The sequence below is a fragment of the Streptomyces sp. NPDC044061 genome, from assembly GCF_056434305.1.
The window spans coordinates 114,656-141,133 of sequence record NZ_JBWKFL010000022.1 but is presented as its reverse complement, the minus strand read 5'-3'; the positions used below and the strand labels follow the sequence as shown (position 1 = coordinate 141,133).

24 protein-coding genes are annotated in these 26,478 nt (G+C 70.3%); 19 read left to right on the top strand and 5 right to left on the bottom strand.

Annotated elements, in window-relative coordinates:
- The first annotated feature begins 21 nt into the window (after positions 1-21).
- The 5 genes from AC07CM_RS31880 (at position 22) to AC07CM_RS31860 (ending at position 6,259) form a co-directional block, all read left to right on the top strand.
- The gene (locus AC07CM_RS31880; RefSeq protein ID WP_478879939.1) at positions 22-564 is read left to right on the top strand and encodes a DinB family protein; all 543 of its coding nucleotides are present in this window, start codon (positions 22-24) and stop codon (positions 562-564) included.
- Between the two features lie 251 nt (positions 565-815).
- Positions 816-1,298, top strand: a complete 483-nt coding sequence (locus AC07CM_RS31875) for a universal stress protein (RefSeq protein WP_478879938.1) — start codon at positions 816-818, stop codon at positions 1,296-1,298.
- Between the two features lie 376 nt (positions 1,299-1,674).
- Complete coding sequence (locus AC07CM_RS31870; protein WP_478879937.1) at positions 1,675-3,870, top strand: ATP-binding SpoIIE family protein phosphatase; 2,196 nt, start codon at positions 1,675-1,677, stop codon at positions 3,868-3,870.
- A gap of 329 nt (positions 3,871-4,199) precedes the next feature.
- On the top strand, positions 4,200-4,745 hold the full coding sequence (locus AC07CM_RS31865) for a DUF4142 domain-containing protein (protein ID WP_478879936.1): 546 nt from the start codon (positions 4,200-4,202) through the stop codon (positions 4,743-4,745).
- 281 nt (positions 4,746-5,026) lie between these two features.
- Complete coding sequence (locus tag AC07CM_RS31860; protein WP_478879935.1) at positions 5,027-6,259, top strand: MFS transporter; 1,233 nt, start codon at positions 5,027-5,029, stop codon at positions 6,257-6,259.
- Positions 6,260-6,336: 77 nt separating this feature from the next.
- On the opposite strand, the gene AC07CM_RS31855 is transcribed toward AC07CM_RS31860, so the two are convergent.
- Positions 6,337-7,176, bottom strand: a complete 840-nt coding sequence (locus tag AC07CM_RS31855) for an SDR family NAD(P)-dependent oxidoreductase (protein WP_478879934.1) — start codon at positions 7,174-7,176, stop codon at positions 6,337-6,339.
- Between the two features lie 370 nt (positions 7,177-7,546).
- Positions 7,547-8,494, bottom strand: a complete 948-nt coding sequence (locus AC07CM_RS31850) for a DUF2218 domain-containing protein (protein ID WP_478879933.1) — start codon at positions 8,492-8,494, stop codon at positions 7,547-7,549.
- A 119-nt stretch (positions 8,495-8,613) separates the two neighbouring features.
- Between AC07CM_RS31850 and AC07CM_RS31845 the strand changes: the two genes are divergently transcribed.
- The 13 genes from AC07CM_RS31845 to AC07CM_RS31785 all read left to right on the top strand — a co-directional run bounded on the left by AC07CM_RS31845 (position 8,614) and on the right by AC07CM_RS31785 (position 21,703).
- Positions 8,614-9,201: an ArsR/SmtB family transcription factor gene (locus AC07CM_RS31845; protein ID WP_478879932.1), complete on the top strand. Its 588-nt coding sequence runs from the start codon at positions 8,614-8,616 to the stop codon at positions 9,199-9,201.
- A 237-nt stretch (positions 9,202-9,438) separates the two neighbouring features.
- Positions 9,439-10,506, top strand: coding sequence for a glucose-1-phosphate thymidylyltransferase (locus AC07CM_RS31840; protein WP_478879931.1), 1,068 nt, complete (start codon positions 9,439-9,441; stop codon positions 10,504-10,506).
- Positions 10,503-11,492 (top strand): dTDP-glucose 4,6-dehydratase, encoded by a 990-nt coding sequence (gene rfbB, locus AC07CM_RS31835; RefSeq protein WP_478879930.1) that lies wholly within the window; start codon positions 10,503-10,505, stop codon positions 11,490-11,492. The genes AC07CM_RS31840 and rfbB overlap by 4 nt, the downstream gene beginning before the upstream one ends.
- 54 nt (positions 11,493-11,546) lie before the next feature.
- Positions 11,547-12,440: a dTDP-4-dehydrorhamnose reductase gene (gene rfbD / locus AC07CM_RS31830; protein ID WP_478879929.1), complete on the top strand. Its 894-nt coding sequence runs from the start codon at positions 11,547-11,549 to the stop codon at positions 12,438-12,440.
- Positions 12,437-13,045 (top strand): acyltransferase, encoded by a 609-nt coding sequence (locus AC07CM_RS31825; protein ID WP_478879928.1) that lies wholly within the window; start codon positions 12,437-12,439, stop codon positions 13,043-13,045. The genes rfbD and AC07CM_RS31825 overlap by 4 nt, the downstream gene beginning before the upstream one ends.
- Before the next feature lie 253 nt (positions 13,046-13,298).
- Positions 13,299-14,471 (top strand): hypothetical protein, encoded by a 1,173-nt coding sequence (locus AC07CM_RS31820; RefSeq protein WP_478879927.1) that lies wholly within the window; start codon positions 13,299-13,301, stop codon positions 14,469-14,471.
- Positions 14,468-15,238, top strand: coding sequence for a WecB/TagA/CpsF family glycosyltransferase (locus AC07CM_RS31815; protein WP_478879926.1), 771 nt, complete (start codon positions 14,468-14,470; stop codon positions 15,236-15,238). Before AC07CM_RS31820 ends, AC07CM_RS31815 begins: the two co-directional genes overlap by 4 nt.
- Entirely contained in the window at positions 15,238-16,497 is a 1,260-nt protein-coding gene (locus AC07CM_RS31810) for a nucleotide sugar dehydrogenase (protein WP_478879925.1), read from the top strand. The genes AC07CM_RS31815 and AC07CM_RS31810 overlap by 1 nt, the downstream gene beginning before the upstream one ends.
- A 3-nt stretch (positions 16,498-16,500) precedes the next feature.
- Complete coding sequence (gene wecB / locus AC07CM_RS31805; RefSeq protein WP_478879924.1) at positions 16,501-17,616, top strand: non-hydrolyzing UDP-N-acetylglucosamine 2-epimerase; 1,116 nt, start codon at positions 16,501-16,503, stop codon at positions 17,614-17,616.
- Positions 17,617-17,666: 50 nt separating this feature from the next.
- Positions 17,667-18,512, top strand: coding sequence for a Wzz/FepE/Etk N-terminal domain-containing protein (locus AC07CM_RS31800; protein ID WP_478879923.1), 846 nt, complete (start codon positions 17,667-17,669; stop codon positions 18,510-18,512).
- Positions 18,475-19,962, top strand: a complete 1,488-nt coding sequence (locus AC07CM_RS31795; RefSeq protein ID WP_478879922.1) for an oligosaccharide flippase family protein — start codon at positions 18,475-18,477, stop codon at positions 19,960-19,962. The genes AC07CM_RS31800 and AC07CM_RS31795 overlap by 38 nt, the downstream gene beginning before the upstream one ends.
- A complete protein-coding gene (locus AC07CM_RS31790) occupies positions 19,959-20,900 on the top strand; it encodes a hypothetical protein (RefSeq protein WP_478879921.1) in 942 nt (313 codons plus the stop codon). Before AC07CM_RS31795 ends, AC07CM_RS31790 begins: the two co-directional genes overlap by 4 nt.
- Before the next feature lie 11 nt (positions 20,901-20,911).
- Positions 20,912-21,703 (top strand): glycosyltransferase family 2 protein, encoded by a 792-nt coding sequence (locus AC07CM_RS31785; RefSeq protein WP_478879920.1) that lies wholly within the window; start codon positions 20,912-20,914, stop codon positions 21,701-21,703.
- Positions 21,704-21,721: 18 nt separating this feature from the next.
- Here the strand turns inward: AC07CM_RS31785 and AC07CM_RS31780 are convergent, their stop codons facing one another.
- Together AC07CM_RS31780 and AC07CM_RS31775 are read right to left on the bottom strand one after the other, a co-directional pair.
- The gene (locus AC07CM_RS31780; RefSeq protein WP_478879919.1) at positions 21,722-22,633 is read right to left on the bottom strand and encodes a glycosyltransferase family 2 protein; all 912 of its coding nucleotides are present in this window, start codon (positions 22,631-22,633) and stop codon (positions 21,722-21,724) included.
- Complete coding sequence (locus AC07CM_RS31775) at positions 22,630-24,609, bottom strand: O-antigen ligase family protein (RefSeq protein WP_478879918.1); 1,980 nt, start codon at positions 24,607-24,609, stop codon at positions 22,630-22,632. Before AC07CM_RS31775 ends, AC07CM_RS31780 begins: the two co-directional genes overlap by 4 nt.
- A gap of 119 nt (positions 24,610-24,728) precedes the next feature.
- On the opposite strand from AC07CM_RS31775, the gene AC07CM_RS31770 reads away from it, so the two are divergent.
- Entirely contained in the window at positions 24,729-25,385 is a 657-nt protein-coding gene (locus AC07CM_RS31770; RefSeq protein ID WP_478879917.1) for a hypothetical protein, read from the top strand.
- Between the two features lie 17 nt (positions 25,386-25,402).
- On the opposite strand, the gene AC07CM_RS31765 is transcribed toward AC07CM_RS31770, so the two are convergent.
- Positions 25,403-26,449 carry a glycosyltransferase gene (locus tag AC07CM_RS31765; RefSeq protein ID WP_478879916.1) on the bottom strand — a complete coding sequence of 349 codons (1,047 nt, stop codon included), beginning with the start codon at positions 26,447-26,449 and terminating at the stop codon, positions 25,403-25,405.
- Between the last annotated feature and the right edge of the window lie 29 nt (positions 26,450-26,478).

Here is a 26,478-nt window from a genome sequence, read left to right as displayed (position 1 = left end):
ACCATGAACCGAAGGGCGGACATGAGCGAACCCACCAGAAGAGGCGAACTGTTCGGCGGCGCTGACCGGTTCACCGGCCCGACCACCGGCGACGAACGGCGCATGCTCGTTGATGTCCTGCACGCCCAGCGCGCCACGCTGCAGCTGAAGTGCTCGGGCCTGGGCCCGGAGTTGTCCCTGCGGTCCGTGGAGCCGTCGACGCTCTCGCTGCTCGGCCTGGTCCGACACCTCGCCGACGTGGAACGCCGCTGGTTCCGTGGGGTCCTGGCCGGGCAGGACGCGCCGGCCCTCTTCTCCTCGACGGCCGACCCCGACGGGGACTTCGACGGCGCCTCGGGCGACCCCGGGACCGTCGCGGCGGCGTGGGAGGCCTGGCGGAGCGAGGTGGCCTTCGCCGAACGGTTCGTCGCCGAGGCCCCCGACCTGGACGCAGCAGGTGACGATTCCTGGCGCGGAACGGTGTCGCTGCGCTGGGTCCTCATCCACATGATCGAGGAATACGCCCGCCACAACGGCCACGCGGACCTGCTGCGGGAGCGCATCGACGGAGCGATCGGCGTGTGAGGCCGAGGCAACCCGGCCGACCGACGTCGAGCGCGGTCGGCCGTGGCGCCCGGGCCCTTGTCGGCCCTGACGGCATCCGGCAGCGCCGGTCACACACGGCTACGGCTGCTGCGGCCGGGCCGCGGTGCCGAGCGGAGGACACAGGAGTCGTCCACCCGCTCCCCCAGTCGCAGGACTCACCGCACCTCGCGCCGGTCCTAGCGTCGTGACTACAAGGTTCCAGCCCGCCCAGCAGGTGAAGTGAGAGTGTCATGCGAATCGAACCAAGCCACGACGCGCGAGTCATCGTCGGCATCGACCACCAGAAGGGAAGCGTCGCGGCACTGCGGTGCGCGGCCGAGGAAGCCCGTCGGCGCGGTACCGTCCTCGTGGTCGTGGCGGTGTGGGCCCCGTACGGGGGCGACGTCGCCGAGCGCGCCCACCCCTGCCCCGAGCTGGACGCCTCACACAAGGCATCGACGCACAGGATGCTCAACAGTGTCTGCAAGCGCGCCGCGCTCCCCGACGACCTGGTGGTCGAGCGCCGCGTGGAGCGCGGCCTGCTGGGACCGGTCCTGGCGGGCCTGGCCAACGGCCCGGACGACCTGCTGGTGGTCGGCCTGCGCTACCGGCAGGCATTCGCCTGGCTGCGCCCCTCGCCTGACCTCTACTGCCTGCGGCACGCCGCAGCCCCCGTACTCATCGTTCCCCCCGACTGGTCCTCCAGCAGCGTCCCCGCCCTGGCCGCCGTCTGAACCGGCAGCGCCTCCTCTCACGTCCTCGCCGTGGCAGCGGGACGCTCGGCACGGCAGCAGGGCTGCGGCACTCCCAATCGCCGGCCCCGGGCAAGGGTCCGCCGCCGCCCGCGACCAGCACCGGATCCCGGCCCCCAGCCCTGACCAGCCGCAGCCCACAGCTCACGGCCCAGAACTCACACCCGCAGCTCACGGCCCCACGGTGGCCGCGGGCCGGCCACGACAGCCGCCGATCATGCCGTCTGCTCAGCCCGCCACCCGGCGACATGAGGCCAGGCAGATGCGCGGGCCCCGGGCCGGAGAGAGCATGAAGGAACAGCCCCCACACACCAGTCTCACCCTTTTCCCAAACGGGTGTCCGACCCGGGACATGATCATGAACCAGACGGACACATATGCAACCCTCCACCGTGACGCCGCGCTCGCCACCATCCTGCAGGAGGTGATCCAGCGGCTCGGGGCGAACACGGGCCTGGCCTACCTGCTGGCGGAGGACCAGCACACGCTGCGGACCGTGCTCATCGCCGGCGCCCAGCCGGCGATCTTCACCATGCCGGAACAGCTGGACACGGGCGATCCCTACGCCACGGCCGCCGCGTTCCGCACCGGGGAAATGACCATGGCCGGCTTCCCCACCCCCCGCTCCCCCGACCTGAGACTCGCCAGCCGCGTGCCCTTCCCCTACTCGGTGGTGTCCCTTCCCCTCGACACACCGGGCGGCCGCCTCGGCGTGCTCACCTTCCTCTGGATCCCACCGCGCACACGTTTCCTCAACGCACGCGAAGTGGCGTGGCTGACGTACAAGACGATGAGTGTCGGGCGCACCCTGTACGCCATGACCGGCCAGGGCATCTCCATGCGAGCGGGCACCAAACCCATCCTGCTGCCGCTCTACCAGCCACGAGCCACTACACCCGCGGCCGCCAACAGCGGGTGGGGCCTGCCCGGCCTGCCCGGCTCCACCGAGGTCAGCTTCATGTACCAGGTGCACCAGCTGGCCGCCGAACTCAACGAGGCCACCACCGTGGGCGACGTCATGACCGTCACCCGGACACGGATCATGACACCGTTCAACGCCACGGCCTTCCTCGTCAGCACCTTCAAGGACGGCCGGCTCTGGGTCACCGGACACAGCGGCTATCCCACCGTCGCCCTCAGACTCCTCCACGGCGCCGCGGCCACCTCGCACCGCCCCGACGCCGACGCCCTGCTCAAACACACCTCCCTCTTCTTCGAAGACCGCGACACCCTCCTCGCGTCCTACCCCCACGCCGTCGAGGACGACCTGGAGGCAACCGTCCACCTGCCCATCATCCTCAGCAACCGCCCCCTCGGCGTCTGCACCCTCGGCTTCGACCGACCGCGGGCCTTCAGCTCCGAGGAGCGCGCCGTGACCATGATGATGATGGACATCCTCGGCCCCGCTCTCGAACGAGCGACCCTCGGCGAAAACGCACGCTCACTCGCCGAAAACCTGCAGAAGAAGCTGCTGCCCCGCGACATCGTCGAAATCCCCGGCATGGCCACCACCGCCCGCTACATACCCGCGCCTTCCACCGCGGGCCTGGGCGGCGACTGGTACGACATGATCCCCCTGCCCGGCGGGCGCATCGCCCTCGTCGTCGGTGACGTCGAAGGTCACAGCATCGAAAGCTGCGTGGTCATGGGGCAACTCCGAAGCGCCGTCCGCGCCTACGCCACCGAAGGCCACTCCGCCGGCGCCGTCATGGCCCGCGCCAACCGCCTCCTCAACGAGCTCGACACCGACCTCATGGCCACCTGCTGCCTCATCACTCTCGACATCCCCACCGGACTGGCCGAAATCGCCAATGCCGGCCACCCCAATCCGCTCATCCGCACCACGGACGGCACCATCCACACCCCCGAACTGCCTCCCAACATCCCCCTGGGCATCAACCCCGACCACGCCTACAGCACCACCGAGACAACCCTCGCCCCGGACACCCTTCTCCTCCTCCACACCGACGGCCTCACCACATCCCCCGCCCCCGACACCGCCCCTTGGACGCACACCCTGCTCACGCCCCAGCCCACATCCCTCGACAAACTCGCCGACCATCTCATCCACGAGGCCACCACCCAGTACACGCAACGTGACGACATCGCCCTCCTACTCGCCCACTACCAAGGACCCACACCGGGCCCCAACCGCCGCATCACCCACACCACCTTCCACCGGCACGACCTCCACGCCGTCAAAGCAGCGCGCCAGTTCATCACCGACAGCCTGCACACCTGGGGTCTCGACCAACACATCGACAACTTCCAGCTCCTCACCTCCGAAATCGTCACCAACGCCCTCATCCACGCCGACAGCGACGTGGACCTCCGTCTCCGCGAATATCCCGACCACATCCGCCTCGAAGTACGCGACACCGACCCCACCCCGCCCGTCCCGCAACCCATCACCCTCACCGCCGAAACCAACCAGCACGCCGAACACGGAAGAGGCCTCAACATCGTCGACTACCTCTCCACCCAATGGGGCAACTCCCCCAACGGACGCGGCAAGACCATCTGGGTCGACATCTACGACAACGCCGACTACTGACACCGAAGCCGGAGCCCGCTATTGCAGCGCGGCACACGCCCCTTGGCGGGCGGGAGCGATCAGTGCTCCCGCCCGCCTGACATTTCCCGGAGCCGAAAGGCGCCGCTGCGCGCCCGTTACGCCTCCCGACTCACCCGGTCGGGGCCGCAGCCCGGACCTGCCCGGAGGAGGCGTGTGTCCCGCGGTCGGCCGTGGTGGTTCCTCCGGAACACCCGCCGGATGGAGGACACGACGCCGGGGGGCGACACGGAACGCTGAAAGCCGGACAGGTAACCACGTTGGAATTGGCTCCTGTTGGTACCTGTGGCTTCCAGAAAGGACTGTCAGAAATGAAACAGCGCAACCGATCGGTGATGATGGCTCTGGCCGCCATGTGCGTGGTGGGTGGAACAGCGGGAATCGCGTCCGCTCACGGTACGACCCCCGCGGACACCCATCGCGACAGAGACTTCGTCAAGTTCATGGGCAACGTCAACGTGAGCGAGATAGCGGCGGGGAGCAACGCCCAGCAGAACGCGACCATGGAGTGCGTCAAGGATGTCGGCCGCGTCCTGCACGACAACCACGCGCAGCTCGAGGTACGACTCAAGCCGGTCGCGGCGTCCTTGGGCGTCCGGCTTCCGAGCGGCCCGACAAAGGCCGACCAGGCCATGTTCGCTCCCGTCGCGTCCGAGGCGCACACGACCGCATACGACGCGACCTGGCTGAGGATGATGTTCCAGGGTCACAAGGAGGCTCTGGCCACGATCGACCATGAGATTGCGACCACCAACAACCCCCAGGTCAAGGCCTACGCCCAGATGGCTCGCCCCATCATCCAATCTCACGTGAACATGGTGTACGACAACACATGTCACCAGCCGTACGGCACGTAGTGCGCCAGACCGACTCGCCGGGGGGGCGAGCGGTCCTACCGCGACCGTAAAGGTCCCGATCCGCATCGTGATGGACATCTCCGGCCCCGGCGATGAGAATCGACGCGATCACAACCACCAACAGCACATCGAGAGTTCTGCCCGGTGACGGAGTCGGTGCGGGGGACGTGCCCCCTCTCCGTACCAGCACTGGACGGTTCCAGGCGGCGACCACGGGTCGGTACATTCGGGCACCGACGACCCAGGCGTGCCGTCCCGCCGGGCAGCGAAAAGGACTCGCCGTGCCATCGGCGAACTACCGTTCCCTGCTGCGTACCCCGGGGGCCGCAGCATTCTTCTGGCCGGCATCGCTCGGACGCCTCGGCGTCGCGATGACCGGCCTCAGCATCGTCTGGCTCGTACACGACCGGACCGGCACCTTCGCCGCGGTCGGCCTGGTCAGCGGCGCGTTCGCGGTGACCGACGCGCTCGTGGCGCCACAACTGGCCCGGCTCGTGGACCGGTTCGGGCAGACCCGCGTCCTGCCACCCGCACTGCTCGCCCACGCCGTTGCGGTGGCCGTCCTCGTGTCCCTGGTCGCCGCAGACGCTCCCGCCGCCCTCATGGCCCTGGGCGGTGCGCTGGTCGGAGCCAGTGTTCCCCAGCTCACCGCGATGTCCGCGGCACGCTGGGCGGCGCTGCTCCGCACCGCCCGAGCGGCGGAACTGCCCACCGCTTTCGCGCTGGAGTCCGTCAGCAACGCGATGGCCTACCTCGTGGGCCCTACGTCGGTCAGCGCACTCGCGGCGGCCGGACATTCCGTGGCCGGGACGGTGCTGGCAGCCTCCCTGACGATGGTGGGCGGTCTGGTCCTCGCGGCGCAGCACGGCAGCGCGCCGTCACCGGCGGTCGACACGGTCGCGCACGCCCGTGCGGACCAGTCGTTGTTGCGCGGCGCGGTCTTCGTACTGATGAGCCTCAATCTCGCCCTCGGGGTCTTCTTCGGTGCGATGCAGCTGTCGGTGACCGCCTTCGTCGTGGAGCACGGCGCACCGGGCGCCGCGGCCCCGATCTTCGCCGTTTCCAGTGGCAGCGGTCTGCTGGCCGGATGGCTGTACGGGCTGCGCCGGTGGCGTGCCGCACCACCGGTGCAACTGCTTACTGTGACCGGTGCGCTGATGCTCGGCACCTTGCTGTTGCCGACCGTCGGCTCACCGTTCGGGCTCGGGTTGGTCGTCGTCCTGACCGGTGCCACGATCCAACCCCTGCTGGTGCTCTTCCCCGTGCTCACCGAGTCAGCCGTCCACCAGGCCGTCCTGACCCAGGCGTTCTCCTGGCTCGGCTCCGTCGGCGCGGCGGGCTCGGCCGCCGCGGCGTCGGTCTGCGGCTGGGCGATCGACTCGCTCGGGGCACGCGGTGGCTTCGCGGTCACCGCCACGGCAGCCGCCGCGATGACGCTCCAGAGCCTCGTCGGCCTACGCCTGCTGCGCACGCCGAAGCGGCAGTCGACAGGTGCGGAGCCGACGAACGACTGAGGCCCCCTCGGCCGCCGGCGGCGCAACGCAACGCATCCGAGTGCTTCCCGCTGCCCTGTGCGGGCCCGCGGCTGGGATCAGTCGTGTGAGCGCTCCGTCGCGCGGTAGCGGGGGGCCAGAGCGGGACCGGAGCCGTTGCGCAGGGCGAGTTCCGCTTCGGCCAGTCGGGCCACGGCCTCGGGGTTCGACAGGTCGGGCACGCACACCACTTCCCGGCCCTCCAGGGCGGCGAGGGAGGCGGCGACCACGTCGGCGGGAGGCATCCCGACCTCGTCGTGGACCCGTGGCTCCCCGGGGACGGGAGCCTCACCAGTACCGAGGTGGAACTCGGTGGCGGTGAGGCCGGGGCAGGCGACCTGGACGAGCACCGGCGTGCCGGCCAGTTCGGCGGCGAGGGTCCTGGTGAACGTGACCACGTAACCCTTGGTGCCCGCGTAGACGGAACGGTGGGGAAGTGGACCGGGCGGCAGGGCGCCGGCGAACGCCAGCAGCGAGGCGACGTTGACGACCGCGCCCCGGCCGCGCCCCACCATGCCGGGGACGGCCGCCCGGGTCAGCACCGTCGGCACCACGACATTCACGTCGACCACCTTGGTGAGCAGGCCGGGGTCGACCTCGGCGAAGGGCCCGTATCCGTTGATTCCGGCGTTGTTCACCAGCAGGGCCACGTCGTCGGCGGCGACCCGCTCGGCGACCCGGGCCAGGTCGGAGGGCCGGGCGAGGTCCGCCACCATCGGCTCGACCGCCGCGCCGATCTCCTCACGCAGCCGTCCCGCCAGGGCGTCGAGCCGCTCGGCACGCCGGGCGACCAGAACCAGGTCCCAGCCCCGCCGGGCCAGCCGGGTCGCGTACTCGGCGCCGATTCCGGACGACGCTCCGGTCACCACGGCGGAGCCGACCACTTCGTCGAATGCCATGCGCGGCTCCTTCGCTCGATGACCCACCGTCCAGCGGGCCGGGTCGGAAGCCCCTTCCCCGTCAGCCGCTCGCCTGCTCGCCTGCTCGCCTGCTCGCCTGCTCGCCGGAGCCGGGTTTCCCGCCGTCAGTCTGGTGAAACTCCGGACAGGGCAGCTCGGGTCCCGGGCAGGTACATGGCAGCGCTGTCCTTCGGATGCCGACACCACTGTCCCTCGGTGGCCGGCCCTCCATCGCGCAGGCCGCCGGCGCGCGCTGTCGCACCCGCGCGGTCCCGGATGGCGGCGGCCGTCGGCCAAGGCTGTCTCGTTCGGAGCGAGCCGTCGGCCGGCTCGCTCCGGGGTCTTCGAGTCGTCGCATGCGGGCAGCGCCTCAGCGGCGCCGGGCGATGGTCACCCCGTCGCGCACCGGCAGCATCACCGAGTCCACCCGCTCGTCGGCGGCGATCAGGTCGTTCAGTCGACGCATCGCCAGGTGGTGCTCCTGCTGGTACGCGGGGTCGAGGACCCGGCCGCCGAGGAAGACGTTGTCCAGGACCACCAGGCCGCCGGGACGCAGTCGGCGCACGATCTCCTCGTAGTAGGCGGGGTAGTTGTGCTTGTCGGCGTCGATGAACGCGATGTCGATGACCGGCTCGGCGTCGAGCGCGCGCAGCGTGTCCAGCGCCGGGGCGACGCGCAGGTCGATCAGGTGGGCGACGCCCGCCCGCTCCCAGTACGGCCGGCCGATCGCGGCCCACTCCTCGCTGACGTCGCACGCGAGGAGTCGCCCGCCGTCGGCCAGGCCGCGGGCGATGCAGAGGGCCGAGTAGCCGGTGAAGACCCCGACCTCGACCGCGAAGCGGGCTCCGGCCAGCCGGGTCAGCATGGTGAGCAGCGTGCCCTCGTCGGAGGAGACCTGCATGTGCGCGGCGCCGGCGGCGGCCTCGCGTGTGGCGACGGCCAGCTCGCGGAGGACGTCGTCGGCCGGGGTGTGGTGGCGGAGCAGGTAGTCGCCGACGACGGGGGCGGTGGGCTCCAGTTCGCCGCCGTCGATCGGGCCGGTCCACTCGACGGCGAGCTCTTCCTGCGTGGCGAAGCGCAGCAGATGGCGGGTGATCACATCCTGGACCCGTGCCAGGGACTCCGTGTCGACCGCGGTGGCGGTCAGCTCCAGCCAGTCCGGATGGGGGGTGAGAGCGCAGGTACCGGCGGCGACCGTGATCGTGCCTCGGCCGTCGGCGGTGAGGGCGGTGGTGGCCTTGTGACCCATGTGAGAGACGAGCTGCTTGACGTAGCGGGCGGGGCGGGTGGTAGCGACACGTGCCGTGGCGAGGGGCATCGGACTCCTTGGTTCTCCCGTGATCAAGTGACGAGAATCCTCGCCACTTCCTCTTCGGGATTGTGTGGCCGCCGCGTTGAAGTTGTCAAAAGCGTTTAGGTTCCTGGACACTTTCGTCCATGGCAGAAGAAGAGCCACCCCCACACGGGAGCGGCGCCGACCAGGACCAGCAGGTTCCGGAGGGCCGGGACCACCTCGTGTTGCGCTCGCCCGAGCAGTTCAAGGCACTGGGGCACCCGCTGCGTCACCGCATCGTCAATGTGTTGCGCCAGCGCCCCGCGACGCTGCGACAGCTCACCCAAGTGCTGGGAATGAGCAAGGGCACCATCGGCTATCACGTGCGCGTGCTGCGCGAGGCCGGACTGGTGCGGCTGGCCGAGAGTCGTCAGGTGCGCGGCGGGACCGAGCAGTACTTCGCGCTGGTCAGCCGCGGCTTCAAACTGCACGAGGACGCGGCGGTCGGTCCCGAGTTCCTGATCAACGCCGCACTCGGTGAGATGCTGCCGGCCGAGCCCGGCCAGGCCTCCCACACGACGCTGCGCCACCTTTGGCTCACCGACGCCGAGGCACACGCGCTGGAGGCCCGGCTGCGCGCGATGACCGTTGAGCCGCATCCGACGAACTCCGCGCAGGGCCGGCCCTACGGGCTGCTGGTCAGCCTCTTCCGCGCCGACGTGCCCAGCCTGCCGCCGGACGACGGACACTGACGGGCCCCCTCCACACCCTCAGCTTCCGTACTCGCCACGCCCTGCCACTCTTTGGCACCCCCGTCGCTGTATGAGCGACCACACCTCGGGATGACGTCAGCGGTCCGCGTCCGCCGAAAACGGGCGGGAGCCGATCGGTGCTGAACGACAACAGGCAACACGCCACCTGTACGGGGCCGGGCATACGGTATGCGGAATCCCTCCGTCGGCAAGTCCGGCGTAAGTAGGGTGATACGCATGAAGGCACTTTTGTTGTCTGGTGGCTCAGGTACCCGTTTGCGCCCCATAACCCATACATCGGCGAAACAACTTGTACCGGTCGCGAACAAGCCGGTGCTGTTCTACGGTCTGGAAGCGATCGCCGGGGCCGGCATCACCCAGGTCGGGATCATCGTCGGGGACACGGCCGAGGAGATCCGGGAGGCCGTCGGTGACGGTTCCGCGTTCGGCCTCGATGTCACCTACATCCCGCAGGAGGCCCCGCTGGGGCTGGCCCATGCGGTGCTGATCGCCCGCGAGTTCCTGGGCGACGACGACTTCGTGATGTACCTCGGCGACAACTTCATCGTGGGTGGCATCACGGAGTTGGTGGACGCCTTCCGCGCCGAGCGGCCCGAGGCACAGATCCTGTTGACGAAGGTGCCGGACCCCACCGCGTTCGGAGTGGCCGAACTGGACGCGACGGGCCAGGTCATCGGCCTGGAGGAGAAGCCCCGGCATCCCAAGAGCGAGCTGGCGCTGGTGGGCGTGTATCTGTTCACCCCGGCGATCCACGAGGCGGTGCGCTCGATCGAGCCGTCCTGGCGCGGCGAGTTGGAGATCACGCACGCCATCCAGTGGCTGATCGACGCCGGACGTGACGTGCGCTCCACGACGATCTCCGGGTACTGGAAGGACACCGGGAACGTCACCGACATGCTCGAGGTCAACCGCTCGGTGCTGGAGACCCTGGAGCGCCGGATCGACGGCACGGTCGACGGCGACAGCGAGATCATCGGCCGGGTGCGGATCGAGCCCGGGGCGAAGGTGACCGGCAGCCGGATCGTGGGCCCGGTGGTCGTCGGCGCGAACACCGTCATCACCGACTCCTACATCGGTCCCTTCACCTCGATCTCGGGGGACTGCCGGATCGAGGACAGCGAGATCGAGTACTCGATCGTGCTGCGCGACTCCTCCGTCAGCGGCGTCCGCCGGGTGGAGGCCTCCCTCATCGGCCGCAGCGTCGAAGTCACTCCGGCGCCCCGCAAGCCCGCCGCCCACCGTTTCGTCCTCGGCGACCACAGCAAGGTGCAGATCTCCTCATGAAGACACGAATCCTGGTGACCGGCGGTGCCGGTTTCATCGGCTCGCACTACGTCCGCACGCTCCTCGGCCCGGCCGGCCCGGCCGATGTGGCGGTCACTGTGCTGGACAAGCTGACGTACGCGGGCAACCCGGCCAACCTCGACGAAGTGCGCGACCACCCCGGGTTCGCCTTCGTCAAGGGCGACATCTGTGACGCCGAGCTGGTCAACGAGCTCATCGCCGAGCACGACCAGGTCGTCCACTTCGCCGCCGAGTCGCACGTGGACCGCTCCATCCTGGGCGCCACCGAGTTCATCCGGACCAACGTCCTGGGCACCCAGACGCTGCTGGACGCGGCGCTGCGCCACGGAGGACCAAGAACCTTCGTGCACATCTCCACCGACGAGGTGTACGGCTCCATCGACTCCGGTTCCTGGCCGGAGACGGACCCGGTGAGCCCCAACTCCCCGTACGCAGCATCCAAGGCGTCCAGCGACCTGATCGCTCTCGCCCACCACCGCACCCACGGCCTCGACGTGCGGGTGACCCGTTGCTCCAACAACTACGGGCACCACCACTTTCCCGAGAAGGTCATCCCGCTGTTCATCACGAACCTGCTGGACGGCAAGAAGGTCCCGCTGTACGGCGACGGCGGAAACGTCCGCGACTGGCTGCACATCGACGACCACGTCCAGGCCATCGAGCTGGTACGCACCAAGGGGCGCGCAGGCGAGGTCTACAACATCGGCGGCGGCACGGAGCTGTCCAACAAGGAGCTGACCGCTCTCCTGCTGGAGGCCTGCGGCGCGGACTGGGACACCAGCGTGGAGTACGTGGCCGACCGCAAGGGCCACGATCGCCGCTACTCGGTGGACTGCGGCAAGCTCCGTGCGGAGCTCGGTTACGAGCCCCGCAAGGATTTCGCCACCGGCCTTGCGGAGACGGTCACTTGGTACCGCGAGAACCGCGCCTGGTGGGAACCGCTCAAGGAGCGCGCGGCGCTGTAGTGCCGCGGCATCGGAGAGCCTCGCCCCGGGCCACTTGACGACGAACAGGGAAACATGACCACCATTTGGCTGATCACCGGCGCCTCCGGGATGCTCGGGCAGGACGTTCTGGCGCGGCTCCGCCGGGACGGCGAGAGGGCCGTCGGCCTGGCCCGTGGCAGTCTCGACATCACCGACGCCGACGCCGTGCGGGACGCGCTCGATACGTACCGGCCCGGGATCGTGGTCAACTGCGCCGCCTGGACGGCCGTTGACGAGGCGGAGACAAGCGAGGCGGACGCCCTGCGGGTCAACGGCGACGGGCCCAGGAACCTCGCCGAGGCCTGCGCGAAGGCGGACGCGAGTCTGATCCAGATCTCGACGGACTACGTCTTCGCGGGCGACGGCACCATCCCGTACCCCGAGGATGCCCCGACGGCACCGCGTACCGCGTACGGGCGTACCAAGCTCGCGGGGGAAGAGGCGGTGCTGGGTGCGCTCCCGGACACGGGTTACGTCGTGCGTACCGCCTGGCTGTACGGGGCGGGGGGAGGGAACTTCATCGACACGATGATCAGACTGGAGTCGGCCGGGGACACCGTCGACGTGGTCGACGACCAGTGCGGGCAGCCGACCTGGACGGTGGATCTGGCGGACCGGCTGGTGCGGCTCGGGCAGGCAGCCCTCGCCGGTACCGCGCCCGCGGGGGTATACCACGGCACCAGCGGTGGGGAGACGACCTGGTTCGGCCTGGCCCGGGAGATCTTCCGGCTGCTCGGCGCGGACCCGGGACGCGTCCGGCCCACCACCAGCACCGCCTTCGCGCGGCCCGCTCCCCGCCCCGCGTACAGCGTCCTGGGGCACGACCGCTGGCGCCTTGCGGGGATCGAGCCGATCCGTCCCTGGCGCGAGGCGCTGGAGGCGGCGCTGCCCACTCTGCTCGACGAGAAGAAAGGTTCCTCTCGGTGAACTTCAGAATCCAGCCGACCGCCCAGGTCGACGAGGCGGCCACGATCGGCGAGGGGACGACGGTGTGGGATCTCGCCCAGATCCGGGAGGACGCCCGGCTCGGCAGCGGGTGCATCGTGGGCCGGGGGGCCTATGTCGGTCCGGGGGTGCGGATGGGGGACAACGTCAAGCTCCAGAACTACGCGTTGGTCTACGAACCCGCGGTGCTCGGCGACGGGGTGTTCGTCGGCCCCGCGGCGGTGCTCACCAACGACTACTTCCCCCGTTCGGTGGACCCGCAGGGCCGGCTGAAGCGCGGCGGCGACTGGGAGGCCGTGGCAGTGGTGGTGGACGAGGGGGCGTCGCTGGGGGCTCGTTCGGTGTGTGTGGCGCCGGTGCGCGTCGGCCGTTGGGCGCTGGTCGCGGCCGGTGCCGTGGTGACACGGGACGTGCCGGACTTCGCGCTCGTGGCGGGCGTTCCCGCGCGCCGGATCGGCTGGGTCGGCCGGGCCGGCGTCCGACTCGTGGAGCGGGAAGGCGAGTTGGGGGGATGGGAGTGCCCGGAGACGGGGGCGCTGTACGACGAGAAGGACGGTGAACTCGTCGAGCGGGTAATGACTCGCTGATTTCTCGCAAAGCGCCAATCCTCGAACATCCGCATGCATAACATGTGTGCGAACTGTGCAGACCTAGCGCAGTGAGCACACAAACCGGTCGTGCCCAGGGGGGGTTACCGGGTGAGGACACCTGTGTCTGCAGCGCGGAGTGACGACCTCTCCGACGCCTGACGTCTGCCTTCCGCCGCGCTGCCTTCCGCGACGCGGCGATCACGAGTCTGTGCAAGAAGAGGACCCACAGGGGGGTTGGTGTGTCCGAACGATGACCATCACACGTCTGGCGGCGCTCGGTCGTGCGGAGCCGCCGCTGCTCGCGCTCGCCCAACGACTGCTCGCGGTCGCCGAGTCGGGGCTTCCGTCGATGCTGCTCCCCGGCGGTGAGGCCTTCGCCTTCACCATGGCCGGGCGTAGGGCCCCCGATGGTTCCTGGACGTTGGACCGGCGCGGGATCAGTACCAGGTACGCGGCCATCACCGTGCTGGGCGCGCGGTTCCTCCCCGAGGACCGTCAGCGCGCGGTGCTCGGGGGACGTACCGCAGAGGAGTTCACGGGGCTGCTGGTCGAATCGCTGCCCGCGGTGACCAACCTCGGTGACGCGGCGCTCATCGCCTGGGCCGCCGCCGAGACCGGCCACCCTAAGCTGTCCGACGCCCTCGCGCGGGTCGACGCCCTGGACGAGGATGGCCGGCCGCAGTACACCGTCGAGGCCGCCTGGGTACTGTCCGCGCTCGCGGCGGCTCGCGACACGGTCGACGTGGAGAGACGTTTCACCACAGCTCGCGACCGCCTGCTGCGGGCCAGGATCGGGAACAGCCCGCTGTTCCCGCACGCCACCGGGCCCGGCCTGGTGCCCTGGTACCGGGCGCATGTGAGCTGCTTCGCCGACCAGACGTACCCGCTCCAGGCCCTGGCCCGGGCACACGCCAGCGGCGGCGGGGACGGCGATCCGGAGGCGCTGGCCGCTTCCGAGGCGTGCGCGGCGCGCATCTGCGAACTGCAGGGCGACGGCGGGCAGTGGTGGTGGCACTACGACGCGCGCACCGGTGGTGTCGTGGAGGGCTACCCGGTCTACAGCGTCCACCAGCACGCGATGGCTCCGACGGCGCTGTTCGATCTCGCCGACGCCGGCGGCACCGACTTCGCCGCGTCGATCCGCAAGGGCCTGCGCTGGATGACGGACGTACCCGAACTGGCCGAACGCCCGGAACACCGGCAGCCGTTGATCCTCGACCAGCTCGGCGTCACCTGGCGCAAGGTCTACCGGGGCGATCCGAAGAAGGCCGTACGGGCCGCCCGGGGGCTCGGCACCCGGGTCGCTCCGAACCTCCGGCTGAAGTCCCTGGACCGGGTGTACCGGCCCGCCTCGGTGGACCGCGAATGCCGGCCCTATGAACTCGGCTGGATGCTCTACGCCTGGCAGGGGGGCCGGATATGAGTGAGCGTCAGTCCCTGTTCGGGGTCGAGCTGGACCCTCTCACCATGGACGAGACCGTGCAGCGCTGCCTCGAGGCGGTGCGGGACGGCAGACAGCTCGAGATCGGTGTGGTCAACGCGGCGAAGCTGGTGAACATGCGGCGGGACCAGCGGCTCGCCCAGGCCGTGGCCGGCTGCGATCTCGTCCTCGCCGACGGACAGGCCGTGGTCTGGGCCGGCCGGATACTGCGCGCGCCGCTGCCGGAACGCGTCGCCGGCATCGACCTGTTCCTGCGGCTGCTGGCCGAGGCGGAGTCGGCGGGCATGTCCGTGTACCTCCTCGGCGCCAGGCAGGACGTGCTGGACCAGATGCTGCGCCGAGTGGCCGACCGCTTCCCCGCCCTGAAGGTGGCCGGCAGCCGGAACGGCTACTTCGACGATTCCGAGCAGGAGGGCATCGCGGACGAGATCGCCCGCAGCGGCGCCCAGATGCTGTTCCTTGGCATGACCTCGCCGAAGAAGGAGATCTTCACCGCCGCCTACGGCGCGCGCACCGGCGCCCGCGTCGTGCACGGGGTCGGCGGCTCCTTCGACATCCTGGCGGGGGTCACCAAGCGGGCCCCCGAGTCCTGGCAGCGGCGGGGGCTCGAGTGGCTCTACCGCGCCCTGCAGGAACCGCGCCGCCTGGGCCGGCGCTACGTCACCACCAATGCTGCCTTCCTCCTCATGACGGCGCGCGAGCTGTTCCGGCTCACCCCGTCGACCGCCCCCGCGAACAGGAGTCACTGATGCGCGTCGTCGTGGTTGGACAGGGATACGTCGGCCTGCCGCTGGCCGTACGCGCCGCCGAGGTCGGACACGAGGTGATCGGCTACGACGTCGACGCCCGGCGGATCAAGAGCCTGGCCGCCGGCGAGTCCTTCGTCGAGGACGTCTCCTCCGAGCGGATCCGCGCCGCGCTGGACAGCGGGGCCTACCGCCCGAGTGAATCGGCCCGCGACTGCGGCGGTTTCGACGTCGCCGTCGTAACCGTCCCGACCCCGCTGCACGAGGGCACTCCCGACCTCCGTTACATCAAGGAGTCGGCGGTCACCCTCGCCCGCTACCTGCGCCCCGGAGCCACGGTCGTCCTCGAGTCGACCACCTATCCCGGCACCACCCAGGAGCTCTTCGCCCCGATCCTGGAGGAGGGCTCGGGCCTGACCGCGGGCACCGACTTCCACCTCGGCTACAGCCCGGAGCGCATCGACCCCGGAAACGCCGTCTGGGGTTTCCAGCAGACCCCGAAAGTGGTGTCCGGCGTCAACGAGGCCTCGCTCAAGGCGGTTCAGGACTTCTACGCGCAGCTCGTCGACACCACCGTGCCGGTCGGCTCGCCCAAGGAAGCCGAACTCGCCAAGCTGCTGGAGAACACCTTCCGGCATGTGAACATCGCCTTGGTCAACGAGATCGCGATGTTCGCCCACCACCTGGACATCGACGTCTGGCAGGCCATCGACGCCGCCTCCACCAAGCCCTTCGGCTTCATGAAGTTCACGCCGGGACCGGGCGTCGGCGGGCACTGCCTGCCGATCGACCCCTCCTACCTGTCCTGGCGGGTACAGCGTGAACTCGGGCAGAGCTTCCGCTTCGTGGAGCTGGCCAACGACATCAACAACCACATGCCCGAGTACGTGGCGCGCCGCATCGGCGACCTGTTCAACCAAAGACGTCGCTCCGTGAACGGCTCACGCATCCTGCTGCTCGGCCTGGCGTACAAGAAGAACACCGGCGACGCCCGCGAGTCGCCGGCCCTGCGCATCTCCCAACTGCTGCTCGACATGGGGGCCCAGGTCAGGGCGGCGGACCCGCACGTCGTCGAGAGCCTGCCGGTGGACACCCGGCTGGTGCGGGTCGAACCGGGGCCGGAGGAGCTGGCGGCCGCCGACGTGGTGGTCCTGCTCACCGACCACGACAGCTTCGACTACGAACTCGTCGCCGAGCACGCCCCCTTCATCCTCGACTGCCGTCGGCGGCTGTCGCCCGGACCCACCATCGAGGTGCTCTGAGCCATGCCGCGCATCGTCTGTGTCGCCGGGGCGCGCCCCAACTACATGAAGATCAAACCGGTGATGGACGCCCTGGAACGCCGGGGCGCCGAAGTGGTCCTGGTCCACACCGGTCAGCATTACGACCCGGCCATGAACGACGTGTTCTTCGCCGACCTCGGGATGCGTCCGCCCGACCGCTTCCTCGGGGTCGGCTCCGGGTCGCACGCCGAGCAGACCGGGCGTGTGATGACCGCGTTCGAGCCGCTCCTCGACGAGGTGTCCCCGGACATCGTCGTCGTGGTCGGCGACATCAACTCCACCCTGGCCTGCGCCCTGGTCACCGCCAAGGCCGGTCCGCTGCTCGCACACGTCGAGGCCGGCCTGCGCAGCCGCGACTGGAGCATGCCGGAGGAGGTCAACCGCGTCGCCACCGACCGCGTCAGCGACTACCTGCTGGCCCCCTCCCCCGACGCAGCGGAGAACCTGCGCGCGGAGGGGTACCGGGAGGACCAGATCCACCTCGTCGGCAACGTCATGATCGACACGCTGCTGGCCAACCTGGAACGGGCCAGGGCCTCGGACGTCCTCGACCGGTACGGCCTGACCAGGGGTGAGTACGGCCTGGTCACCCTGCATCGTCCCGCCAACGTGGACGACCCCGAGGTACTCGCCGCGCTCCTGAAGGCCCTGGGCGAGATCGCCGGCCGCTGCCCGCTCCTGCTGCCGGTGCACCCGCGTGCGTCCGAACGGCTGGCCGACATCGGCGTCCCCGGAGGTATCCGGCTCGTGCCGCCCGCCGGCTACCTGGACTTCATCGCCCTGCAGGACTCCGCCCGCCTGGTGCTGACCGACTCCGGCGGCATACAGGAGGAGACCACCGCGCTGGGCGTGCCGTGCGTGACCCTGCGGGACAACACCGAGCGGCCCATCACGGTCGAGCAGGGCACCAACGTGCTGGCCGGCCGGGATCCGGCGCGCATCGTGTCCACCGTCAACCGGGTGCTGGACGAGCCGCCCGCACCGCGTCGGCCCGAACTGTGGGACGGGCGCGCGAGCGACCGCATCGCCGATGTGCTGCTGGAGGGAGGTACCGCGAGCAGGCGGCCGAGGCCCACCGACCAAACGTTCCCCATATGATCCGCTTGCAACATATGCTCGTCGAACGTCGGGTCGCTAGGGGGACCACCATGGATCTCGCTGAGATCTTCCGCGTCGTACGCAGGCGTTGGTACGTGCTGCTGCCCGGACTGCTGCTGAGCGCCTGCCTGATGGTCGCCGTGACCCTGCTGGTTCCGGTCACCTACCAGTCGCAGAGCACGGTGGTTCTCCTGAACTCCCAGAAGGCCACCGTGGCCTACGACGGCAACCCCTTCCTCAGCACCCAGACCTCGCTCACCGGTATGGCCGACAGCCTCGCGCGGAACCTCAACTCCGACGTCTCCCTCCGGGAACTCAAGTCCCGCGGTGCCAAGGGCACGTTCGAGGCCAAGCTCGCCGACAACGCCCAGGGGCCGCTCATGTGGCTCACCGTCACCGGCACCGACAAGGCCGCCGTCCTGGCCTCGGACCGCATTCTGACCGCGTATGCCAAGGAGCGGCTGGAGGCGTTCCAGAACCAGCAGTCGGTCGCCCCGAAGGCCATGATCCGCATGACGACCATCGTGCCCCCGCAGAACCCGGTGGCGCAGACCAAGACCCGCCTCGAGTACCTGATCATGGCCGGGGGCCTGGGCCTGGTGCTGAGCCTGGTCGCGACCTTCTACGTGGAGGCGCGCCGCCGGTCGCACACGGCGGCGCGGCCGGAGGAACCCGCGCCGCCGGTCACCGCCCCCGAGACCTCGGGCGAGGAACCGGTCGCGGAACAGACGATGGCGCTCCGGACGCCGCCCAGCTGGTCGCGGTCCGCCGAGAACAGAACCCCCGCGGAGCCGAGGGCCGGGCGGCCCGCCGTGGCCGTGGCACCCGCCGCCGAGCCGCTCGACGAGGAGTCGACTCATGGACAGCGTTCGCACACCGGACAGCGAGACCGCTGAACCGAGCGACATCCCCGCTCCCGCCTCCCTCGGCCGCAAAGTCCGTTCGGCGGCCCGCTGGAGCCTGATCAACACCGTCGTCATGCGTCTCGGCAACTTCGCCACGGGCATCCTGCTGGCGCGCTTCGCCCTCGGGCCGGCCGAGTGGGGCGTGTACGGCATCGCCCAGACCGTGCTCCTGGTCCTGCTCTCCGCGAACGAACTGGGCGTCAGCCTGGCCCTCGTCCGCTGGGAGGGCGACCCCCGCCGCTTCGCGCCGACCGTGCTGACCCTGGCCACGGCGTCCAGCGGCCTGCTGTACGCGGCCCTCTTCGTGTCGGCACCGACGGTGGCCGGGCTGCTCGACTCGCCCGGGGCCTCGGGCGTACTGCGCGTGATGTGCCTGTGCCTGCTGATCGACGGGGTGGCCCAGGTGCCGGCCGGCATCCTGACCCGGGAGTTCGCCCAGGGCAAGCGGATGATCGTCGACGCGCTCAACTTCGTCCTCAGCACCTCCGTGACCCTGGTGCTGGCCTTCGCCGGCTGGGGCGCGATGAGCTTCGCCTGGGGCGCTGTCGCGGGCAACATCGCAGCCCTCCTCGGCTGCGCCCTGTTCGCCCCGGGCACCCTGCGGTTCGGCTGGGATCCCGAACAGGCCCGCGCCCTGCTGAGGTTCGGGCTCCCGCTGGCCGGAGCGAGCCTGCTCGCCCTCGCCGTCGTCAACGTGGACACCATGGTCGTCGGGTCTTCCCTGGGCCAGGTCTCCCTCGGCTTCTACGTCCTGGCGTTCAACATGTCCGGCTGGCCGGTACGCATCATCTCCGAGGCGGCCCGGCGCGTCTCCTTCGCCGGCTTCTCCCGCCTCGCCGACTCCCCGCAGGCCCTCGCCCAGGGGTTCAGCCGTGCCCTGGGGGTGCTGGTCACCGGCACCGTACCGCTGTGCGCACTGCTCGGCGGCCTCGCCTCCCCGGTCGTCCACCTCGTGTACGGGAGCAAGTGGCTGCCCGCCGCCGACGCGCTGCCCTGGCTGATGGCCCTCGGACTGGTCCGCATCGGCTGCGAACTCGCCTACGACTGTCTCGTCGCCACCGGTCAGCGCCGGTCCCTCATCCTCGTCCAGGGCCTCTGGGTCGTCGCCCTCGTCCCCGTCCTCGTCGTCGGCGCCCGTCTGGGCGGCATCGTCGGCGTCTCCCAGGGCCACGTCCTGGTCGCCGCCGCCCTCGTCGTCCCGGTGTACCTCTACGCCCTCGGCCGGGCCGGGATCAGCCTCGTCCACATCGCCAGGGCCTGCGCCTGGCCCTTCCTCGGGGGAATCGTGACAACCCTGTTGATCATCTCCGCCAAGCGTCTCCTCGGCGAGAGCACGCCCGCCCTCTTCGCCATCGGCACAGCCGCCCTGGCCTGCTACGCGGTGTGCGTACTGCCCAGCCGCCGTTTCCTGCTCGGCTCCCGGACGGCGGAGACCGCATGACCGGGCTCTTACGCCTGCTCGCCGTCCTTACACTCGTACTGGCCACCGCCTGCTCCGGCGGCGCCCACCCGCCGCGCCCCTCCCCCGACCGGACCACCACGAGCCCACCACAGCCCACCACCGAGGCACCCCGGAAATCCGGCTTCCCGGACGCCCGCACCACCGGCCCCCGGATCCCCCTCGGGCCGCACTCGCTCGGGAACTTGAGCGTCAAGACCGACGGGACCGTCATCAGGGGCTGGGACATCACCGGCTCACTCGACATCTACGCGAACGACGTGACCATCATCGACACCAAGATCACCTCCACCAACTGGTGGGGGGTCAACCTGCGCCCGGGCTACAGCGGACTGCGCATCCTGCACAGCACCGTCACCGCCACTCCCGGCAAGGGTCCGGACAACGGCGGCGTGGACTACGCCGTCTCCAACATGGGCACCAGCTCCGTCGAGGTCGGCTGGTGCGACGTCTCCGTGTTCGGCAACGCCCTCTCCATGGGCCAGGGCCACATCCACGACAACTACGTCCACGACCTCGTGCCCTTCCGCAACGCGGGTGGCGAGTGGCAGCACACCGACGCGGTGATCAGCGGCGGCGGCAACAAGGGCCGGCTGATCATCCGTCACAACACGCTGCTCAACCCTGTCGCCGTCGACCGGGGAGCGTCCGCCGCCATCGGCCTGTTCGCCGACACCGGCCACGTCTCCAACACCGTCGTCGACGGCAACCTGCTGGCCGGAGGCGCATACGCCCTGTACGGGGGCGGCAAGGGCGCGACCGGCATCACGGTCACGAACAACGTCTTCTCCAACCGCTACCACCGCAATTCCGGCGTCTACGGGGCCGTCACCGCCTGGAACGCGAACGGCCCGGGCAACGTCTGGCGCGGCAATCGGTTCTCGCACGGCGCCCCGATCACCCCCGAAACGGCCGGCTGAGGAAGAGGATCATGCGACGCATCGCCCGCGCCCCCTGGGAGCTCCTCAAGCACGCCTTCGGCTGGCTCGTCCTCTTCGAGCTGCGCAACAAGATCCTCCTCGGCCCCTCCGCGCTGCGGCTCCGCAGCCTGGAGACCGCCGAAGTCCGTCGCCACGCGGCTGCCGCCGCCCTCATGCCCACCGCCCTCGTCGCCACCGTCATCGCCACCCACCGCCGCCCCGACGAGTTGCGGGCAGCGGTCCGCTCGGCGCTGGCCCAGACGGTTCACGACCAGGTGGTCGTCGTCGTCGACGACGGCGCCGGACTCCCTGAACTCCCCGACGACCCACGGCTGTTCGCGGTGTCGCTGACACGCAACACCGGCGTGGCCGGCGTCGTGCGCAATGTGGGCATCCGGCTCACCCGCTCGCGGTACGTGGCCTTCCTGGACGACGACAACCTGTGGGAACCCGACCATCTGGAACGGGCGCTCGAGGTCCTGCAGTCCCCTGACGGTCCCGACGGTGTCTACACGGCACTGCGCCGCGTCCTGCCGGACGGCACCGAGCGCGACGTCCTGTCCGTGCCGTTCGACCGCCGCCGAGCCGCCCGGGAGTCCTTCCTGGACACCAACGCGTTCGTCGCGCGGCGCAACGGGGCCTTGCGCTTCAGTCGTCTGCGGCGCACACCGGACGTGCTCCCGCGCGAGGACTGGGAGCTCGTCCACCGGTACAGCCGCGGCCACGACGTGCGCCACGTGCCACACGCCACCGTGCGCTACCTGGTCAATCCCGAGAGCTTCTACACGACGTGGTCCAGCTGACCGTCCACCGGCCGGGCGTCACGGTGCCGGCGTGGCCCGCAGCGCGCCCGGCCTGAGCAGGGCGGCCGCCGCCGCACGGCTGGCCCTCCTGCCGAGGGCGGCACGCGACGCCTCGCGCAGGAGGACGGCGGCTCTGAAGGACACCGTCGCGAGGGCACCGTGCCGTCGCCCGTACAGGCGCACTCGGTTGAGCGTCAGCAGGGTCCACAGGCGGGGCGACACCCGGGAGTCGCCCCCCAGGTGAACGGCCCGCGCCGTCGGCTCCAGCTGGGTGAGGTAACCCAGGTCCCGCGCGCGCAGGCAGTACTCGGTCTCCTCGGAGTAGAGGAAGAAGGACTCGTCCCACGGTCCGCACGCGGCCAGGCAGTCCGCCGACAGGGCCATGAGCGCACCGGTCGCCCAGTCCGGGCGCGTGGGCCGCGCGTAGGCCGCGGGATCGGTGACCAGTTCGCTCAGGCGCGGGAAGCGCCCGGCCCGCCGGTTGCCGATGAGGGCCTCGCCCAGCGCTCGGGCCACCGTCGACTCGCGACGCAGCGAGTACAGGGGCGCTTCCCGCCCTTCCTCGTACAGGAGGGGTACGGCGATCCCCACCTCGCCGTCGAGACGGTCGACGAGGCGTTTGGCGCACCCCTGCCGCATGCGGATGTCGGGGTTGCAGACCAGCACGGCCCCATACCCTTCGTCCCATTCACCGGCGGCGTCCAGTGCGGCGTTGATGCCCGCGGCGTACCCGGCGTTGCGGCCGGTCTGGACGACCGTGGCCTCGGGAGCGAGCCTCTTCAGGACGTCCACCGTGTCGTCGGCCGAGTCGTTGTCGGCGACGACCAGCCGCCAGTCGAGGCCTGCCATGCCGTCCGGGAGCGCGGCGAGAAACCCGGGGAGCACCGAAGCGCTGTTCCAGGTGACGACTACGACTGCGAGGGGGCTCATCGGATCTCCGCGAGTTGGGGCGGCTGGATTTCGGGTGTCGTGCGGGGGGCCGGGGCGTCGTCGGCAGCGGCCTCGCGCCGGATGAAGCCCAGATAGCTGCCACCCGCCCCCAGGACCAGGAAGAACATGCCGGCGAACATGGGGAAGCTGAGCGAGTCGAAGGTGGCGCTGATGACCAGGGCGACCAGCGACGAGGCGAAGAACGCCTGGCCCAGCTCGCGGTCGGACTCGGTGCGGGCCAGCCGCCGGACGGAGCCGCCGTGGTGGATGCCGGTGACGAACAGGACGAGCAGGGCGGCCACGCCGAGCACGCCCATCTCGGCGAGGGTCAGCATGTACTGGTTGTCCGTGAAGAAGTACAGGTCGGGCGTGAACGTGCCGAACCCCCGCCCGAACAGCGGGTGTTCCTTCACATAGGGCACGATCGCGCTGTACTTGACCGTGCGGGCCTGTGTGCTGCTGTCGGAGTTGGACAGGAACGACGCGAACAGCTCCGTGATGGTGCCGATCAGCCCCGGGATGAGCACCTTGAAACCGGCCACCGACACCGTCATCAGACCGATCGCGGTCCAGCGCCGCTGCGGCTTCCAGCGGGGCACCATCACCAGCGCGATCAGCAGCATCCCGATGATCGAGGTCCTCGACACCGTCAGCGGCAGCGCACCGGCCATGATCACGACGGGCCCCCAGCGGCGCAGTGCGTGGCGGTGGCGGCGTACGGGATCGAAGGCCTGCTGGATTGCGAAGGGCACCAGGATCGCCAGCATGCCCCCGAACTCCAGCGGCTGGGCGGTGGTTGACCGGGGCCGGGTGAAGGAGCCCCGGTCCATGGCGGTGACCTGGGCGACGCTGGTCTGCAGGCCCGGGATGTGGATCGAGTCGGCGATGTTGGTGGCCGCGAAGAAGTCGTAGTAGCCGATCGCGGCGACGACGGTCCCCATCACCACCATCCGGCGCATCAGGACGTCCAGCCGGCCGCGCTCCTGCACCCCCGCCGAGGTGAGCACCACCAGCGACACCCAGACCAGGAACCCGATGAGTCCGCGGTCGGCCCCCAGTACCTCCTGGTGCGAGCTCTCACGCATCGAGTTGGCGATGTACGCCATGAGAACGGCCGTCCCCAGCACGCACATCGCGATCCGCGCGAGTCTGGTCCCCGGCGCCGGAAGGACGCGGCCACCGAGCCAGGTCGCGAGGTACCACAGCAGTCCGAGCAGGGCGAAGACGTTGGCCGGGGTGCCGACGCCGCCGAGCGCGGGCAGAGCGAGGTTCGACGGGACGAAGAAGGCGAGCACCAGGTAGACGGTGAGGATCGCCGTGGCGTCGACCCGCCGGCTCAGCGGGCCCGCTCGTCCCCGCCTGGGAGTGCGGGCGTCCTGCCCTTGCGGCACGACGCTCCTGGCGGCGCGCCGCCGGCGGCGGACCACCGCGACGCCTTCCATCAGGATCGACAGCAGGAACGCGCTGACGACGCCGAGGATCACGACGGCCGCGATGTCCTGGTAGCGGCTCTTCGACTTCGCCACCGGGGTCTGCGGGAGCACGACCGGCGCCGTCTGCACGAGGTAGGGGGTCGGGACCTTGTCGGCCGACTGCAGGGCCTTCAGTTGCTCACCGGCGAAGGTGGTCAGGGTGTTGGTCTCCTCGAGTACCTTCTCCCGGTCTGTTCCGGTGACGCTGAGCACGAGCAGCGGGCTGTCGCTCGCCGGTGCGAAGCCGGCCGTGTACGGGTCCGTGACACCCCGGCCGCGCAACTCCTTGGCGGCGTCGCTGGATTCGAGTGTTCTGATCAGTACGTCGGCCGTGACGATGAGCGAACCACCCGCGTTCGAGATGGGGTTGCCGAACGTGGGGGCCAGCCGGGCCACGGCCGAGGAGTCCAGCAGCGCGACCGAGCTCTGCGACTGGTACGAGACGGGGACGGTGACATACAGATAAGCACCGCCGAGCAGGCTGAGCACGGTGAAAGGCACCATGAAGTACCAACGTCTGCGCAGAATGGCCCATATCTCACCAAGGCTCACGAACCATCCCCCCATCCAGTGGCATCCAGCCCCGCCTCCTGCCAGTATCGGGGGTGACGGAAGGAACTCCTATGTCGCCCGGGAACGTCGCCGACGCGCTGCTCCGCCGCTGGTACGTCGTGGTGGTCGCGCTGCTGCTGACGGCCGCCGGGGCGTACCACGTGGTGCGTCCCGCCCCCCAGTACGTCGGCTCCGCGGTGGTCGTCCTCAAGCCGCCGGTGACCCGGAACCAGCCCAACCAGCTCACCAATCTGCAGCCGCCGCTCGCCGTGGTCTCGTATTCGGTGGTGCAGCAGTTGCTGTCCCCGGCCGGGGCCAGGGAGTTGGCGGCGTCGGGCGTCCACGGGACCTACCACCTCGTTCCCCGCAACAGTGGCACCAGCGCGACACCTCGCTATCTGATCCCGTCCCTGCAGGTGCAGTCGCAGGCGCCCGGCCCCGACTCCGCCGTGACCTCGGTACGCCGCATCATCGACGTCTACACCAGGCACGTGGCGCAGTTGCAGACGACGCAGGGCGTCCCCGCGGGGTCGCGGATCACCGCCTCCGTCCTGGTCGCGCCGAGCGCCGCCGAGGTGCAGGGCAACAAGAGCCGGGGCCTGGCGGGTACGGCCCTGCTGGGCGCGGCGGCCGGCGTTCTCGGCGCGCTGTGGCTCGACCGGTACCTGATGAGCCGCAGGAAGGTCGCCCCCGGCCGCCACGCGGGTCCGGTCCCCGTGGCCAACTGAGCGGAAGTGGTCTTCCATCAGATGCCGCGGCGCTTCCACGACTCCCACCACAGCCACTCCCGGCCGCGCTCGGCCACGGCCGACCACACCAGCGGCTGCAGGTACGGCATCGCCTTCGGACCGATCCGCCGTCTGAGCCGCAGCGCTCGGTACTCCGGCAGCGCCGCGTAGCCCGGCAGGCACTCCGCGGCGAACGCCACACAGTCCTCGACCGGAACGACCTGTGTACGCCCCCGGTCGTAGGCCCGGTACGCGCGGCGCAGTGCGAACCGGGCGAGCCGGGTGTGGACCTCGTCGGCCAGGCGGTCGGCATGGGGCAGCCGGTCGCCGCACTTGGCGAGCACCGAGTCGAAGGCCACGAGGCGCTGACGGAGGTCGTCGAGTTGACCGCCGAAGTCGGTCGTGGACATGTTCTTGCCGTGGACGCGGTAGAAGGCCTGATCGGCACCACGTACGTAGCCGACGTCGGCGTGCGCGGCGAGCCGCATCCACATCTCGATGTCGCCGGCGTGGGGAAGGGCGGGGTCGTAGCCGCCGACCGTGCGCTGGAGGCTGGTGCGGACGACGACTTCCGGCGAGGTGATGCAGCCGGTGCCCTCGCGGAAGCGCCGCTCCAGCCACCACTGTCCGGGGTAGACGACCGAGCCGGTGCCGTGGGTGCGGGCCGGTGGCAGCGGGCCGCCGTGCTGGAAGCGCAGGGGCCGCCCGTAGGCGAACCCCGCCTCGGGATGTGCGTCCAGCAGCGCTGCGGCCCGGACCAGCGAGCCCGGCACCAGCCGGTCGTCCGCGGACAGGAGGGCTGTGTAGTCACCGTCGGCCCACTCCAGCAGGCCCTCGTTGTAGGTGGCGATGTGGCCCTTGTTGGTCTCGTGGACGAGGACCTCGATCCGCGGGTCGGAGGCGGCCAGTTTGCGCGCGACGTCCGCCGAGTCGTCGGGCGAGGCGTCGTCGATGATGAGCACCCGGACGTCCACGCCGTCCTGCTCGTCCAGGACGCTGCTGACGCAGTCGGCGAGGAAATGGCCGTACTTGTAGCAGGGGATCACAACACTGACGGTGCTCATCGGTGGCAGGCCAATCCCCGGTGGTGGTC

Excerpts from the sequence above, each read along its gene's own strand:
- AC07CM_RS31795 (WP_478879922.1), top strand. The coding sequence starts at position 18,475 with ATGGACAGCGTTCGCACACCGGACAGCGAGACCGCTGAACCGAGCGAC.
- AC07CM_RS31810 (WP_478879925.1), top strand. The coding sequence starts at position 15,238 with ATGCGCGTCGTCGTGGTTGGACAGGGATACGTCGGCCTGCCGCTGGCC.
- AC07CM_RS31785 (WP_478879920.1), top strand. The coding sequence starts at position 20,912 with ATGCGACGCATCGCCCGCGCCCCCTGGGAGCTCCTCAAGCACGCCTTC.
- AC07CM_RS31845 (WP_478879932.1), top strand. The coding sequence starts at position 8,614 with ATGGCAGAAGAAGAGCCACCCCCACACGGGAGCGGCGCCGACCAGGAC.
- AC07CM_RS31880 (WP_478879939.1), top strand. The coding sequence starts at position 22 with ATGAGCGAACCCACCAGAAGAGGCGAACTGTTCGGCGGCGCTGACCGG.
- rfbD (WP_478879929.1), top strand. The coding sequence starts at position 11,547 with ATGACCACCATTTGGCTGATCACCGGCGCCTCCGGGATGCTCGGGCAG.
- AC07CM_RS31765 (WP_478879916.1), bottom strand. The coding sequence starts at position 26,449 with ATGAGCACCGTCAGTGTTGTGATCCCCTGCTACAAGTACGGCCATTTC.
- AC07CM_RS31775 (WP_478879918.1), bottom strand. The coding sequence starts at position 24,609 with ATGGTGCCTTTCACCGTGCTCAGCCTGCTCGGCGGTGCTTATCTGTAT.
- AC07CM_RS31855 (WP_478879934.1), bottom strand. The coding sequence starts at position 7,176 with ATGGCATTCGACGAAGTGGTCGGCTCCGCCGTGGTGACCGGAGCGTCG.
- AC07CM_RS31790 (WP_478879921.1), top strand. The coding sequence starts at position 19,959 with ATGACCGGGCTCTTACGCCTGCTCGCCGTCCTTACACTCGTACTGGCC.
- AC07CM_RS31770 (WP_478879917.1), top strand. The coding sequence starts at position 24,729 with ATGTCGCCCGGGAACGTCGCCGACGCGCTGCTCCGCCGCTGGTACGTC.
- wecB (WP_478879924.1), top strand. The coding sequence starts at position 16,501 with ATGCCGCGCATCGTCTGTGTCGCCGGGGCGCGCCCCAACTACATGAAG.
- rfbB (WP_478879930.1), top strand. The coding sequence starts at position 10,503 with ATGAAGACACGAATCCTGGTGACCGGCGGTGCCGGTTTCATCGGCTCG.
- AC07CM_RS31820 (WP_478879927.1), top strand. The coding sequence starts at position 13,299 with ATGACCATCACACGTCTGGCGGCGCTCGGTCGTGCGGAGCCGCCGCTG.
- AC07CM_RS31780 (WP_478879919.1), bottom strand. The coding sequence starts at position 22,633 with ATGAGCCCCCTCGCAGTCGTAGTCGTCACCTGGAACAGCGCTTCGGTG.
- AC07CM_RS31870 (WP_478879937.1), top strand. The coding sequence starts at position 1,675 with ATGAACCAGACGGACACATATGCAACCCTCCACCGTGACGCCGCGCTC.
- AC07CM_RS31840 (WP_478879931.1), top strand. The coding sequence starts at position 9,439 with ATGAAGGCACTTTTGTTGTCTGGTGGCTCAGGTACCCGTTTGCGCCCC.
- AC07CM_RS31850 (WP_478879933.1), bottom strand. The coding sequence starts at position 8,494 with ATGCCCCTCGCCACGGCACGTGTCGCTACCACCCGCCCCGCCCGCTAC.
- AC07CM_RS31865 (WP_478879936.1), top strand. The coding sequence starts at position 4,200 with ATGAAACAGCGCAACCGATCGGTGATGATGGCTCTGGCCGCCATGTGC.
- AC07CM_RS31815 (WP_478879926.1), top strand. The coding sequence starts at position 14,468 with ATGAGTGAGCGTCAGTCCCTGTTCGGGGTCGAGCTGGACCCTCTCACC.
- AC07CM_RS31800 (WP_478879923.1), top strand. The coding sequence starts at position 17,667 with ATGGATCTCGCTGAGATCTTCCGCGTCGTACGCAGGCGTTGGTACGTG.
- AC07CM_RS31875 (WP_478879938.1), top strand. The coding sequence starts at position 816 with ATGCGAATCGAACCAAGCCACGACGCGCGAGTCATCGTCGGCATCGAC.